General features: G+C 50.1%; 11 protein-coding genes. 9 read left to right on the top strand and 2 right to left on the bottom strand.

What is annotated here, in order from left to right:
- Positions 1-2: 2 nt before the first annotated feature.
- The 7 genes from AM231_RS21060 to AM231_RS21090 all read left to right on the top strand — a co-directional run bounded on the left by AM231_RS21060 (position 3) and on the right by AM231_RS21090 (position 9,708).
- Entirely contained in the window at positions 3-257 is a 255-nt protein-coding gene (locus AM231_RS21060; protein WP_054404379.1) for an acyl carrier protein, read from the top strand.
- Between the two features lie 367 nt (positions 258-624).
- Positions 625-2,880 (top strand): N,N-dimethylformamidase beta subunit family domain-containing protein, encoded by a 2,256-nt coding sequence (locus tag AM231_RS21065; protein WP_054404380.1) that lies wholly within the window; start codon positions 625-627, stop codon positions 2,878-2,880.
- 118 nt (positions 2,881-2,998) lie between these two features.
- Positions 2,999-4,333, top strand: coding sequence for an alkaline phosphatase (locus AM231_RS21070; protein WP_054404381.1), 1,335 nt, complete (start codon positions 2,999-3,001; stop codon positions 4,331-4,333).
- Between the two features lie 231 nt (positions 4,334-4,564).
- On the top strand, positions 4,565-5,662 hold the full coding sequence (locus AM231_RS21075) for a hypothetical protein (RefSeq protein ID WP_054404382.1): 1,098 nt from the start codon (positions 4,565-4,567) through the stop codon (positions 5,660-5,662).
- Positions 5,663-5,999: 337 nt separating this feature from the next.
- On the top strand, positions 6,000-8,027 hold the full coding sequence (locus AM231_RS21080) for a heavy metal translocating P-type ATPase (RefSeq protein ID WP_054404383.1): 2,028 nt from the start codon (positions 6,000-6,002) through the stop codon (positions 8,025-8,027).
- 437 nt (positions 8,028-8,464) lie between these two features.
- Complete coding sequence (gene trxB / locus AM231_RS21085) at positions 8,465-9,406, top strand: thioredoxin-disulfide reductase (RefSeq protein WP_054404384.1); 942 nt, start codon at positions 8,465-8,467, stop codon at positions 9,404-9,406.
- A 65-nt stretch (positions 9,407-9,471) separates the two neighbouring features.
- Positions 9,472-9,708 carry a glutaredoxin family protein gene (locus AM231_RS21090; protein ID WP_054404385.1) on the top strand — a complete coding sequence of 79 codons (237 nt, stop codon included), beginning with the start codon at positions 9,472-9,474 and terminating at the stop codon, positions 9,706-9,708.
- A 128-nt stretch (positions 9,709-9,836) separates the two neighbouring features.
- Here AM231_RS21090 and AM231_RS21095 read toward each other — a convergent pair whose 3' ends face one another.
- Both AM231_RS21095 and AM231_RS21100 read right to left on the bottom strand, forming a co-directional pair.
- Positions 9,837-10,040 (bottom strand): hypothetical protein, encoded by a 204-nt coding sequence (locus AM231_RS21095; protein ID WP_053491453.1) that lies wholly within the window; start codon positions 10,038-10,040, stop codon positions 9,837-9,839.
- Between the two features lie 153 nt (positions 10,041-10,193).
- Positions 10,194-11,366 (bottom strand): ROK family protein, encoded by a 1,173-nt coding sequence (locus tag AM231_RS21100; protein ID WP_054404386.1) that lies wholly within the window; start codon positions 11,364-11,366, stop codon positions 10,194-10,196.
- 258 nt (positions 11,367-11,624) lie between these two features.
- Here AM231_RS21100 and xylA point away from each other — a divergent pair, with 258 nt between their 5' ends.
- Both xylA and xylB read left to right on the top strand, forming a co-directional pair.
- On the top strand, positions 11,625-12,941 hold the full coding sequence (gene xylA, locus AM231_RS21105; protein ID WP_053491455.1) for a xylose isomerase: 1,317 nt from the start codon (positions 11,625-11,627) through the stop codon (positions 12,939-12,941).
- Between the two features lie 103 nt (positions 12,942-13,044).
- Complete coding sequence (gene xylB / locus AM231_RS21110) at positions 13,045-14,547, top strand: xylulokinase (protein ID WP_053491456.1); 1,503 nt, start codon at positions 13,045-13,047, stop codon at positions 14,545-14,547.
- Positions 14,548-14,674: the final 127 nt, after the last annotated feature.

The following is a 14,674-nucleotide window of genomic DNA, read 5'->3' on the forward strand; positions in this document are numbered from 1 at the left end:
CGATGAACCGTGATGAGATCGAACAAGAGATTACGGACATAATTAAGAAAATGCTTCAGTTGTCGTTTGTTGATCATGATACCGTCTTAATCGGGACGGCAGGAGTATTGGATTCTATGACGTTGATTAGACTGCTTGCGGAGTTAGAGAAGCGGTTTGACTTTACGATGGATGAGGAAGATTTGACTCTGGATTCTATAAGTAGTGTTAAGCACCTGACAGAATGGGTGATTCAGAGCAAACGGGAAAACTCCTGAATTGCAGCAGGCATCAGAAGAGGGACTCTCAAATACCATGACGAAGCGGGAATTATTCCTGTCACAGTCATGGTATTTTTTTTAATTAATAGAATAAAGAGAGGGATAATCATCAAAGGTCCAATTTATACCGCTGCTAAGATTGGTAGAATTTATTATAATCACAAACAAGTTTTACCTACTTTCCATAATATTTACATGATATAATCCTATTATATATCATACAATTTGTGGAAACTTTGGCAGACTTGTATGCGGTATACGAGGATGGAACCCAGATGTCGTTCTCATCTTATTCATGGCAGACATAACAGAACCGATTCACGTCGTACAAAGATTAACTTTGAACCACGGGAGGAATGTAAGAATGTCCAAAGAAGATGTGAAAAAGAATGTGACCGGTCAAGAGGCGCCTAATCCCGTAACTATTGTCGGGTATACGAATGAATTCAGCGTCCAGCCTGGTCAAGATCTGCACTTTATGATTGATACCGGTAGCTCGGTATATACAGCTAATGTTGTGCGATTAAGCGGAGGAATGCCTGATCCCGACAACTCGATCTTTTTGCCAACGGAACCGGTGACGGCAGATTGTGCGGGCGAATATCCTGGGCGGCGGCAGATAACGGCTCCAGGTTCCTATGCAGAGCTGCCTCTGCCGGAAAATTGGATGCAGAGCGGCGAATTTTCGGCACAGCTGTGGATTTACCCGACGGTTCCCGTCTATGACTCTATCCAGACCGTCTGGTCCGCACGCTCTGCAGATGGCATATCCGGCGCTGCCTTGGCACTGGAAACCGATGGACGTCTGGCATTATCCCTAACGGGGGGCTGCGGTCAATCCGTTATAGTGCGCACCGATAGCCCGCTTAAGGAAAATATATGGTATTCCGTTGTCCTCCAGTATGCTGCAAGCACACAGGCAGCCAAGCTTTGTGTCACCAGCCGGGATGGGTGGAAGGCGGATGACGGCTTACAAGTTCATACCGCTGCTGCAAATCTGGATTACAGTAGTGTCGCCTTAGCGCGCGTCCTGCTCGCTGCAGATTCCGACCCAGCCGCTCCGGGACGCACTATTCATCATTACAATGGTAAAATCGGCAATCCCCGATTCTGGGGAGAGCTTCTACCCGAAGAGTTGTTACCGGAAGTACTGGTTGGCACTGACGGAAATAGCATTGTTCCCCTTGCGGATTACGATTTCAGCATCGATATTGCATCAACACGTCTTGAGGACCTGTCGGCAGGTGGCTACCACGGTACCCTGCATCAGGGAGGCACAAGGGCGGTAACCAGTCACAACTGGAACGGGGAGCACCTGGACTACCGGCACGCACCTAAACAATACGCGGCTGTTCACTTTCATGATGATGATCTTGTCGATGCCGAGTGGGAGATTGATATTTCCTGGAAAATTCCGGATGATTTGCCGAGCGGAATATATGCGCTCAAACTTGAAGCTGAAGGCAGCGTGGACTTTATTCCTTTTTTTGTACGCCCTCTTCAAGGAACCGTAACTGCACCCGTTTTGTTTCTTGCGCCGACGAATACTTATCTGGCTTACGGGAATGAGCGGCTGTTTAAATTCGCCAAGGATTATCTAGGAGAGGACTACGTTCTTCCTTCTCAGGACGTTTATTTGGATGAACATCCGGAGCTTGGCAACTCCATCTACGATCTACATAACGATGGCAGCGGCGTGCAATTTTCTTCCCGTCTGCGACCGCTTCTGAATATCCGGCCTCATTACCGTAACTGGCGGGCTGTGCGCCATTTCTCCGCTGATTTGTACATTACAGGATGGCTGGAGAAACGGGGACAGAACTATGACGTTGCGACGGACGAGGATTTGCATCATGAGGGAGTTCATCTATTGAGTCCTTACAAGGTGCTGATCACCGGCAGCCATCCCGAATACTGGACGAGACCGATGATGAAGGCTCTGGAACAGTATTTAGCGAACGGCGGACGGATCATGTATTTAGGCGGGAACGGATTTTATTGGGTGACGAGTCTCGATCCGGACCGCCCGTCATTATTGGAAGTAAGGCGCGGTAACTCTGGATCACGTGCCTCGGACTCTCCTCCGGGCGAACTGTTCCATAGCACCACGGGAGAGTCCGGTGGTCTATGGCGTCATCATGGTTATGTGCCCCAGCGACTTGTCGGTGTAGGTACTAGTGCTTTAGGTGGCGGGTCTGCTACCGGCTACCAGCGGTTAGACGACAGCTTTAAACCGGAAGCAGACTTTATTTTTGACGGTATCGGCGAAAACGAGATCATTGGTGATTTCGGACATGCTGCCGGAGGAGCAGCTGGTGATGAGATCGACCGTTACGATCTGAGTTTCGGAACACCCCCGCATACGCTGCGTCTGGCGACATCGACCGGTCATGACGATAACTACCAATTCGTGCATGAAGATCAGCTTCATACTGCGCCAGGTCAGGGAGGCACTGCAAACCCGCTTGTGCGGGCGGACATGACTTATTTTGATATTCATGGCGGAGGAGCTGTGTTCTCTGTCGGTTCGGTTAACTGGGCCGGCAGCCTGGGTTGGAACAATTATAACAACAATGTAGTCCGTATCAGTGACAACGTGCTGAACAAGCTGCTGCTGTAGCAAACAGTAGATGCGTTAATCCATTAGAGAAAACAGTGTGCGAATCGGAGCTCGTATATGAGCTCCGTTCATATTTGGGTTCCAGTTTCAGAATACCCGTTAAGGAAGGTGAGGTGCTGTGAAAGTTAGGATTTCATTTATCTCCATCTCAGTTCTTGTGCTGGTATGCTCCATTTTGGGTTTCCAGACTAACCTAATTTCGGAGGCAGCCGCCTCCAATTCTCGTGCGAAAGCCAAAAACGTAATCTTTATGATTCCAGATGGATTTTCTCCTGCCTATGCAGCCAACTACCGCTTGTACAAGGGTGAGCCCTCTGTGATGGACTCCATGCTTGTAGGCATGGTAAGGACATATTCGGCTGATTCCGCGCTCACCGATTCAGCCGCTGCGGCGACTGCAATGGCCACGGGATACAAGACGAATAACGGAATGATCGGGAGGACTCCCGATGGGATTGAGCGTAAGACGATTCTTGAGGCGGCCCGCGAACAGGGCAAGGCAATCGGTCTTGTAGCCACTTCGAGTATTACCGATGCAACCCCAGCGGCGTTTTCATCGCATGTTTTCTCAAGGAAAGATGAAAGCGATATTGCGCAGCAGCAACTGCAACTTGCAGATGTTTTGCTAGGGGGAGGTAAGCTCTTCTTTCTTCCTGAGACGATGGGAGGGAAGCAGAGCAGCCGCAATCTGTTGGAAGAAGCGAAACAGAGAGGCTATCGTGTAGTTGAGAACCGCGCTCAACTGGAATCAGCAAGCGGAAATCAAGTTCTCGGTCTGTTTGCGGACGGAGACATGGCGCCTGAGCTGGACCGGGAGCATACGAACGAACCCAGTCTGAAAGAAATGACCGGAAAAGCGATCGATATTCTCCGCAGGGGCAAGGACGGTTTTTTCCTGCTGGTGGAAGGAAGCCAGATTGATTCGGCCGGTCACTACAATGATGCCGCATGGGCCATGAAAGACACGGAATCGTTCGAAGAAGCAGTGGGGCTGGCAAGAAAGTTTGCAGAAGAAGACGGGAACACGTTAGTCGTTATAGCCGGTGATCACGACACCGGAGGAATGACAGTCGGAGGATATGATCAAACGGACGCCAAACTAGAGGTGCTGCGGCAGGTACATGCATCCGGACTCTATATGACTAAAGAGCTGAAGAATGATAGAAGCAATGTCAAAGAGGTGCTCAAGGCTTATGCCGGCATCGATGTGACGACTGAGGAAGAAATCGCAATTATAAATGCCGCTGACGCTATGCAAGCTATAAATCATGTTATCAGTAAGCGTTCCCTCGTGGGATGGCATACCTATCTGCATACTGGTGTGGATGTTCCGCTGTATGCTTTTGGACCAGGATCTGAGCTGTTTCGGGGACTACACAACAATACGGACTTACCGCATTTGGTTTCTCGGGCAATGAATATCGATTTCGGTGATGAGAAGTATAAAAAGTAAAGCGAGTTTTTATTAAGTCGAGGGAGAAGCTCCCTCGGCTTTTTATGTTTTTTGCGGACAGACAGCACTTCCGCTGGATTACTGCTTTTAAATAACAGAAGGCATCGATGCTTTGTTCCGGATATTTTTCAGGAATGATATCGGGTGAACTGTATATTTCCATTTGTTTCATAATAGTCTGTAAGGAAGCGTTTTTCCAATTCAAAGGCGAAAGGGAGTAGAAGGATAACCATGACGCAAAGGCAATGGGGAGCAGGCAATGAGCGATTATATGAACATGAGGCATGGGGCGGGGCTGAAGAAGCAAACGAGATTACTACCGAGACGGACTTACTGAAGCATTTTGCCATGGCGGGAGGAGTCACCCATGAAGAGGTTCTGTTGTTACTGGCATCGCCTGATGATATTGAGGAAGCGCTCAGGGTTTCAGGAATTCGGCATAGCGGCAAGACCCAACCAGCCTTGAACCGATTGCTTCAGTGGAGTGACAAAAATCGAAGATTGAAGGTTATGAGCCAATCGGCAGATGCTGATTCCATAATTCACGATTTGAAACAAGGGGCTCAGGGAATCGGGCTGATCCGTGGTGAGGAAGCTTTGCGGCATGGTTTGCTGCAGGAGGTATACTCGGCCTGGATCCAAGCATCGGGTACAGAAAAAAGTGCCCTGTTTAGGCGCAGACTGATTACCCTCTGGAAAACTTACTGGGTGTCGGTGTTTCAAGCGGCCAAGGGAAACAAATGCGCAGTCAGCCTGCTGCATGATGAGCAGCTTATGAATGCGATGGATCTGCGTGAAGCTCAGGACGCACAGCTTGAGTCCCTGTTCCGGGCCATGGAACAATGCAGTATGGAGGGGACTGATTGCCAGTTGGAACTGCTGGCTACACGTCCGTCCGATGTGGATGAATTTATCTCCATCCATCGTTTTATTGAGGAAGTGGCGGAGCAAACGCTTATGGATCAGAAACGCTTTGTACGAATTCGTTATGGGGTACTGCTTGATAAGGGAATGAATCCTTCGGCGGCAGCCGAAATGGCGCGCCTTGCAGATGTGATCGTGCTGGACGCAGACGGGGCAAAAGACCCTGCATCATTGGAGGGGAATAGTGATAGAGTTTCGGATTTTTCCGATATTATCAGCCGAATCAGACGCATGAAGCCGCAGTTAACGCTCCGATTCAATGGAGCCGCTGCCACGGATTTACGGATGATTTACAGGCAGGGCATACACGAAGTATGCTGTCAGTCTTCAGAACTGGCAGCTATTCGTATCAGTGGCGCAAGACTGGAGATGCGACGACGATGTTCGCCGCTAGCCGATGGATAGGATGAGAGCGCTTTACATAGAGAACAGGCGCCCATCGAGAGGAGCCCTTGCGATAACTGGCAAGGGCTTTTTTTATGTGCAGAAAAGATGATTTGCATGATATAAGCGACTGCCTAAACAGGACCGTAATCCCATAATAATGTGAAAAATGTAGTTTACAAATGAGAGCAGAGTGAGTATGATACATATAAAGTTGTATTGAGGAAAATAAATTGTATAAGGTCAAAAATGATTCTCATTCTCATTTAGCATGCTGCTCCGGCGAAGCCGGGGCAGCATGTGTCATTTTCAGGGTAGTAATAATGGATCTCATTCTCATTTAGGAAGGTGATGGGTCATGGAATGGATACAAAATCAGACGACGACAGGACGCATATCAACAATAGAAAATGGAGCAGATCCACGGGAGCCGCGTCAGCCTGGGAAATGGGACTTACGCAGCTTGCTGGGCAATGCGGAGGTCGTTGCTGCGCTTGGCAGCGGCTTGTTGATGCTGGTGGCTTGGCTGACCAGCCAATGGTCAGAGCCTGTCTCCATTGTAATGTATGTGATTTCTTACGCGGTCGGTGGCTGGGTGAAGGCCAAAGAAGGAGTGGAGACCCTTCTGAAGGAACGCGATCTCGATGTAAACCTGCTGATGATTGCTGCCGCTATGGGAGCTGCATCGATCGGATATTGGAATGAAGGCGCGATGCTGATCTTCATCTTTGCCCTGAGCGGGGCGTTAGAGAGCTATACGATGGAAAGAAGCCGCAAGGATATCTCATCCCTGATGGAGCTGCAGCCTGAAACAGCCCTGCGGATCGAGAAGGGAGAGATGGTGCCGGTATCCATCAATCTACTGGAGATTGGTGATCTTATACTGGTGAAGCCGGGTGAGCTTATTCCGGCAGACGGCAAAATCTACCGCGGCAGCTCCACGGTTAACCAGGCCTCGATTACTGGGGAATCCGTGCCGGTTGATAAATCTGTAGGCGATGAAGTGTTCACGGGAACTTTGAATGGCGAAGGCGTGCTGTATATTGAGGTAACTCAGTCGGCGGAATCTACGTTATTCGCCAAAATCATCCGGTTGGTGGAAGAAGCGGAGAGCGAGGTGCCGGCATCGCAGCGTTTTATCAAGCGGTTTGAATCGATTTACGCTCGCGTCGTGGTTGTAGCGACCCTCGCGCTGATTGTTTTGGCTACTCCTGTGCTGGGATGGGATTGGGACACTACCTTCTATAAAGCGATGGTGTTTTTGGTTGTTGCCTCCCCTTGCGCGCTAGTATCATCGATCATGCCGGCGATGCTGTCGGCCATCTCCAATCGTGCCAGAAAAGGTGTATTGTTCAAAGGCGGCGCCCATATCGAAAATATGGCCCGGACGTCGGTGGTCGCTTTTGATAAGACAGGTACATTAACGCTTGGCGCTCCGGTAGTCACCGATTTTATTGCTGACGAGGGATGGGATCGGAAAGAGCTGCTGGGCATCAGTGCTTCAATTGAGAGAATGTCGAAGCACCCGCTAGCCATGGCGATTGTCGACTCGGCCCAGAAAGAGGGAGCCCTTCTGGTGCAAGCAGAGAACGGCCAGTCCATAACAGGCTGGGGCATGCAGGCAGAGATCGAAGGAATTACGTGGAAAATAGGAAAAAGTGATATTCTGGATCTTTCGGCTGGAACTCAGCCCCTGGGTAATGAGGCTCCCCCACAAGATGAGAATTTGGGTGTGATCCGAGAGAATCGCCAGTACTGGCTGTCAGTCCGGAACAAGATGGAATCCGAAGGCAAAACGGTATCCGTTATCCTGAAGGGGGACCATATCGTAGGCATGATCGCTTTGCAGGATGCAGTCCGGCCTCAGGCGGCACTGGCGGTTAGACGGCTGCAGCAGTTGGGCATCAAGGTAGCGATGCTGACGGGAGACCGCAAGGCAACGGCTGAGGTAATCGCGAAGCAAAGTGGCGTTGATATGGTGTTCTCCGACCTACTGCCCGAAGACAAAGTTTCGCATATCAAGGAGCTTCGGGCTCAATACGGCCATGTGGTTATGGTAGGAGATGGCGTGAACGATGCACCGGCGTTAGCTACAGCAACCGTTGGCATTGGCATGGGTGTGTCGGGAAGCGGCACGGCACTGGAGGTAGCGGATGCGGTGCTAATGAATGACAACATCGACGAGATCGCCGGAACAATCAAGCTGGCACGCCGTGTGCAGCGCATTGTGAAGCAAAATATGATATTTGCCATTGCGGTGATTTTGACACTGATCGCAGCTAATTTCCTACAAGGTGTTGCATTGCCGCTGGGAGTTATCGGTCACGAAGGGAGCACCATTCTGGTTATATTAAACGGACTTCGTCTGCTGCGCAGCGGCCGTTAATGGACTGAGCATTTTCTGCTATGACACCCAGCATCCCCTTCATTACCTTGCTAAGTATCCCTCTGAATTCGCATGGCGAGTACAGGGGGATTTTTGCAGGTTTCGGGCTTTCCTTTGGATTCTTTTCATCAAAGATTCATTTTCATGCCATCCATTGAACAAGGGAAGCCTTTCGGGACCATTAATTCTTCTAAAATGAATTCAGCGCACTTATTACCATCAAGTAAGCGTTCTTGAAGGAGAAAGATCGGCGGCGTTCCTTAGTGAATGAGATTTGTATTTTCCAAATGTTAAATTTTCCTCGGTTTATGAAGAATGGATTAACAATAATTTCGGTTAAGAGTGGATGTGATATATTGACATCCTGCCATAATGTAACCATAATGAATATCAAATTATAATGATTACAATTAAGATATATATAGGAGGGAACCGCTATGTACAAATCGGTCATCATAGGCACAGGTCCTGCCGGACTTACTGCTGCAATATATCTGGCTCGGGCCAATCTAAGCCCGCTTGTCATTGAAGGTCCGCAACCTGGCGGTCAGCTTACTACAACGACCGAAGTGGAGAATTTCCCGGGTTTCCCCGAAGGCATCATGGGTCCTGAATTGATGGACAATATGCGCCAGCAGGCTGAGCGATTCGGCGCGGAATTTCGTACAGGCTGGGTGAACAGCGTGGAATTCGGCGAGCGTCCATTCAAGTTGAACGTAGATGGGATGGGCGAGATTGTTGCCGAAACGTTGATCATCTCAACAGGCGCAACAGCTAAATATCTCGGTATTCCCGGAGAACAGGATAATGTGGGACGCGGCGTAAGCACTTGTGCTACATGCGATGGATTCTTTTTCCGCGGCAAAGAGATTGTCGTTGTAGGTGGTGGTGATTCCGCACTGGAAGAAGCCAATTTCCTGACCCGTTTTGCATCCAAAGTGACCGTGGTACACCGCCGCGGGGAACTTCGCGCATCCAAAATCATGCAGGACCGCGCCCGCGCTAACGAGAAAATTGAGTGGGCTCTGGACCGCACGCCACAGGAAGTTGTAGCTGACGATTCCGGCGTAAAGGGAATTAAAGTGCTGAATAATCAAACAGGTGAAGAAGAAATGATTACGGCCAGCGGTGTGTTCGTAGCGATTGGCCATCATCCGAATACCGGCTTCCTTGGCGGCAATATTACGACAGATCCGAACGGTTATATCGTAACAACACCAGGCACATCGGAGACGAATATTCAAGGCGTATTTGCTTGCGGAGATGTGCAGGATACCCGTTACAGACAAGCAATTACGGCGGCAGGAAGCGGCTGTATGGCAGCTATGGATGCCGAGAAATACATCGAGAGCCTGGAACACAACGCTGTCGTGTTGTAAACTGATAGGTAACATCTAACAGGCCTTCATCGTTTATTATTTTGAACAGAGGAGACAAAGCGACCATGGAAAATGTGATTGTATACACGTCGAACAACTGCCCACATTGTAAGCAAGTAAAAAGCTTTTTGTGCGATCAAGGCATTGAGTTTGAAGAACGCAATATTGAGAAAAATGACGAATTTGCGCAGCAGGTATGGGATATGGGCGTTCGTGCCGTACCTCTCACGATCATCGGTGAACACCGTATCCTTGGCATGAATAAGCTTCAATTTAATAAAGCGTTGAATCCGGAAGCATAAGATCCGAACCCTATGGCAAGGGGAACCGGACAGCTGCATATATGAGAAAAGAGCTCTCTCCCTGAACAGGGAAAGAGCTCTTTTTGGTTTTTTTCGAGCTGACGCTGCCATCTTTATGCAACTCGTCTTCACTTGCTGAAGAATAGACTCATGATGATCTGGAATACGACGTATGCTCCCACACCGGAGCCGAGTAGAATGAAGCCAAGCTTTTTTTTGCCTTGAAAAAAACGCATGATGGCAAGACTGAACAAAGGCGCGATAACTAGGAGAAACAGCAATACGGTCACAAACATTTGTGCCGATATATCCGCAGTGCTTACATAGGTCATTTGAGCGTTTCCTCTCCCTTTTATATAACAATCACACACATTTCTACGGAAGAAACGGTGATTTAAATGCAAGGATGACATTAATTATAACGGAAAGCTGCATTTTTTTCCTCAATATGCCGGATGTTAATTACGACAAAATATCGTCAATTTTTAATTTGTCGGCATGGACACCCGTACAGGCCCCAGAAATTGCGAGATAGCGGAGTAGGCTGCACCAATCATGGTGGAGCGGCTGCCCAGCTCCGAAAACCGGATTTCCATCAGCTCTCGGTGATATGGCAATGTTCGCTGAGCGACGACCTGCTGCAGCGTTTCCTCGATCCAGGGCCGCGCATCCGATAACGGTCCCCCAATGATCACCGATTGCGGATTGAATCCGTTAACCAGATTGGTAATCCCAACACCAAGATAGCGCCCAAGCTCCTCAAAATGACGGATGGTCTCCTGATGTCCAAGCTCCGCGTGATGAACCAGCTCGGAAGTGTTTTTGGATGGAAGAATGCCATTCTTGTTGTCATAGGACTTCTCAGAGGCATATAGCTCCCAGCACCCACGGTTCCCGCAGGTGCATTCTCTGCCATCGGCTTCGATGGACATATGGCCGCTTTCACCGGCATATCCACGGGCACCCTTGTACAGCTCGCCGTTGATAATGATGCCGGAGCCGATACCACTGCCCGCACTTATATATAGAAGATGTCGGGCATCCTGACCTGCCCCGAACCGCAGCTCGCCCTGGGCACCGGCATTCGCTTCATTGTCGATGGTGACAGGAAGCCCCAGCTCGTTCTCAAGCTGCAGCTGCAGCGGGACCATCTCCCACCCCAGGTTGGGAGCGAAGAGAACGGTGCCGTCCTCGTCTACCATCCCGGGGACGCCTATTCCGATCCCGATGATGCCGTAAGGGGAGGGAGGTGCCTGACGCATGAGACCATGAATCATGCCCACCATCAGCGAGGTTACCGTTTGCACGTCATGCTCTTCAAGAGCTGTGTCGTCTTCGGCAAGAATCCGGCCTTCAAGATCGGTGAGCACAGCGGTCATTTGCTTGACCCGCAGCTCAACACCGACAGCATAACCGGCTTGTCCGTTAAACAGCAGCAGCTGCGGCTTTCTGCCTCCGCTGGATTGCCCGGGGCCGATCTCCTGGACAAGGTGATTATTGCACAGTTCCTGTACGAGATTGGAGACGGTGGCTTTGTTAAGACCAGTCAGCTTGGATACTTTTGCTCGGGAAACAGGGGCCTGCTGACGGATCGTATCAAGGATAATCGAAGTGTTTATTCTTTTGACCAGAGCCTGGTCACCGGTAATATTCGTCATATATATTCATTCCTTTTAAGATCTTGCTTCCTACGTATATAGGTTCATCAAACTTGATAAGCTCAAGTCTAGGGGCAAAGTTCAGAAAATGCAACAACCTGTAACAAGCTCCACGGCTGCGAGAGCATTCATGAAGCAGGAGTTGAAAAAGTTGTCATTTAATAACTTAGTTTAACCAATAGACAAAGTATATAACCTGTGTTAGGATAACCCTGTAAGCGTTAACCACACCTTATCAAGGTATAGGAGGATTTATTCATGGCCTATTTTAACAACATTAACAAAGTCGAGTACGAAGGCAGCAAATCAACTAACCCTTATGCTTTTAAATTTTATAATCCGACAGAAGTTGTAGCCGGCAAAACGATGGAAGAGCATCTTCGTTTCGCCATGGCTTACTGGCATACATTAACTGCGGGCGGTTCTGATCCGTTCGGCGCTGACACTGCAGTTCGTCCTTGGGGTCACTTCTCCGGGATGGACCTTGCGAAAGCCCGCGTTGAAGCAGGTTTTGAATTCATGGAGAAACTGAACCTTCCGTATTTCTGCTTCCATGATGTAGACATTGCACCGGAAGGCAGCAGCCTGCGCGAGTTCTACAGCAACATCGATACAATTGTGGACTCGATTGAAGACCATATGAAATCCACCGGCAAAAAATTGCTCTGGAACACCGCGAACATGTTCACGAATCCACGTTTCATGCATGGTGCGGGCACTACGTGCAACGCGGATGTATACGCTCATGCGGCTGCGCAAATCAAGAAGGGCCTTGAAGTCGGCAAACGCCTCGGCGCTGAGAACTATGTGTTCTGGGGAGGCCGTGAAGGTTATGAGACCCTGCTGAACACGGATATGGGCCTTGAACTGGATAACCTGGCACGCCTGTTTCACATGGCGGTTGATTATGCCAAGGAAATCGGTTTTGACGCTCAATTCCTGATCGAGCCGAAACCGAAGGAGCCAACGAAGCACCAATATGACTTTGATGCAGCTACAACGATCGCATTCCTGCAAAAATACGGTCTCGACAAGCACTTTAAATTGAATCTCGAAGCAAACCACGCTACGCTCGCTGGTCATACATTCGAGCATGAGCTTCGCGTAGCACGCATCAACGGCATGCTCGGTTCCCTCGACGCGAACCAAGGCGATATGCTCATCGGATGGGATACGGACGAATTCCCGGTTAACATCTATGACGCTACGTTGACGCTGTACGAAGTGTTGATGAACGGCGGTCTCGGCCGCGGCGGCGTGAACTTTGATGCGAAGGTTCGCCGTCCATCCTTCGAGCCGGAAGATCTGTTCCATGCGCATATCGCTGGTATGGATACTTATGCCAAAGGCTTGAAAGTGGCTGCGAAGCTGATCGAAGACCGCGTATTCGAGGACTTCATCGCGAAGCGTTACAGCAGCTTTAATGAAGGCATCGGCGCAGACGTTGTATCCGGCAAGGCCACACTTGCTTCCCTTGCTGAATACGCACTGAACAACGAGTCTCCGCGGAAAAATGAATCCGGACGTCAGGAAATGCTAAAAGCCATTCTGAATCAGTACATTCTTGCAAACTAATTCTTATTTGGCTTGATGCTTGTTCCATGAAATCCAAATCTTCACCGGCTCCCTACTGGGAAGCCGGTGTCCTTATTTCATGATGAAACGAAGGAGGATATTGATGAGTTACGTTATCGGAGTTGATTTGGGGACCAGCGCAGTAAAGACCGTGCTGGTGAACCGCAGCGGCGCAGTTGTCGCAGAGCATTCGGAGGCATACCCGCTGAGCCAGCCACGTCCGGGTTACAGCGAGCAGCGTCCCGAGGATTGGGTAGACAAAACCGTATTGTCACTGCGTCTGTTAATGGAAGAGAGCAATATCTCTCCATCCGAAGTGGAAGGACTAAGCTTCTCTGGCCAAATGCACGGTTTAGTACTGGTAGATGGGGAAGGTGCCGTGCTGCGTCCGGCCATTCTGTGGAATGATACCCGGACAACGGCGCAATGCCGCCGTATTGAGGAGACCTTGCAGGAGAAGCTGCTCGGCATTGCACGCAATCGCGCCCTGGAAGGCTTCACCCTGCCGAAGATTCTATGGGTACAGGAGCATGAACCAGAGCTGCTCGAACAGGCTGCCTTATTCCTGCTGCCTAAGGATTACGTGCGTTTCCGCTTGACCGGACAATACGCGATGGACTACTCCGATGCAGCCGGAACGCTGCTGCTGGAAGTATCAGGAAAATCCTGGAGTAACGAAATTCTGGATGCCTTCCAGCTGCCGCATTCCTTATGCCCGCCGCTGGTCGAATCCTTCGACGCGTGCGGCACCCTGCTCCCCGAGATTGCTAAGCAAGCCGGTCTGCTGCCGGAGACGAAGGTATTTGCGGGTGGAGCGGACAATGCCTGCGGCGCCATCGGTGCGGGTATCCTCGAAGAAGGGCAGACGATGTGCAGCATTGGTACATCGGGCGTAGTGTTGTCCTACGAGGAGCGCCGCGATGTGGATTTTGAAGGGAAGGTCCATTTCTTTAACCATAGCGAGAAAGATGCTTACTATATTATGGGTGTAACCCTGGCGGCAGGTTATAGCCTGAACTGGTTCAAGGATACTTTCGCGCCGGATGTCTCCTTTGAAACGCTGTTAAGCGATATCGGGAATATCCCGGCTGGCAGCGGCGGGCTGCTGTTCACCCCCTATATTGTCGGCGAACGCACACCGCATCCGGATGCAACCATTCGCGGCAGCTTCATTGGAATGGACGCCGGGCATAAGTTGCCTCACTTTGCGCGGTCGGTTCTCGAAGGGATTACGTTCTCTCTCCGGGAATCCATTGACATCCTTCGAGCATCAGGCAAGCAAATCGACCGCGTCATTTCCATTGGAGGCGGTGCCAAGAACGAGACTTGGCTGCAAATGCAGGCTGACGTATTCAACGCCGAAATCGTGAAGCTGGAGAGCGAGCAGGGTCCAGCCATGGGGGCAGCCATGCTCGCTGCCTACGGCTGCGGCTGGTTCCCAAGCCTACAGGAATGCGCGAAAGCATTTTTGCGTCCTGCACGTTCCTATTCTCCAAATCCGCAAACGATTCAAACCTATGACAGATTGTTTGGACTCTATCAGAGCGTATACGGAGCCACGCGCGATCTCAGTGCTAAATTAGACCAATTCCGGGGACAAACTTAATATATCAACGCTATAGAGCGGGTCGGGAAGATGTTTTCCGGCCTGCTCTTTTTGCGTGGGCGCCATTTGACGAATATACTGAAGGCAGAGCTGTTTCCAGGGACTGGATGACCTGTGGCCATGATGT

Origin of the sequence: Paenibacillus solani (genome assembly GCF_001277345.1) — a bacterium.
GTDB classification, from domain to species: Bacteria; Bacillota; Bacilli; order Paenibacillales; family Paenibacillaceae; genus Paenibacillus_AQ; species Paenibacillus_AQ solani.

Coding starts and splice junctions, on each gene's coding strand:
- AM231_RS21060 (WP_054404379.1), top strand. CDS start 3: ATGAACCGTGATGAGATCGAACAAGAGATTACGGACATAATTAAGAAA.
- AM231_RS21065 (WP_054404380.1), top strand. CDS start 625: ATGTCCAAAGAAGATGTGAAAAAGAATGTGACCGGTCAAGAGGCGCCT.
- AM231_RS21075 (WP_054404382.1), top strand. CDS start 4,565: ATGACGCAAAGGCAATGGGGAGCAGGCAATGAGCGATTATATGAACAT.
- AM231_RS21080 (WP_054404383.1), top strand. CDS start 6,000: ATGGAATGGATACAAAATCAGACGACGACAGGACGCATATCAACAATA.
- trxB (WP_054404384.1), top strand. CDS start 8,465: ATGTACAAATCGGTCATCATAGGCACAGGTCCTGCCGGACTTACTGCT.
- AM231_RS21090 (WP_054404385.1), top strand. CDS start 9,472: ATGGAAAATGTGATTGTATACACGTCGAACAACTGCCCACATTGTAAG.
- AM231_RS21095 (WP_053491453.1), bottom strand. CDS start 10,040: ATGACCTATGTAAGCACTGCGGATATATCGGCACAAATGTTTGTGACC.
- AM231_RS21100 (WP_054404386.1), bottom strand. CDS start 11,366: ATGACGAATATTACCGGTGACCAGGCTCTGGTCAAAAGAATAAACACT.
- xylA (WP_053491455.1), top strand. CDS start 11,625: ATGGCCTATTTTAACAACATTAACAAAGTCGAGTACGAAGGCAGCAAA.
- xylB (WP_053491456.1), top strand. CDS start 13,045: ATGAGTTACGTTATCGGAGTTGATTTGGGGACCAGCGCAGTAAAGACC.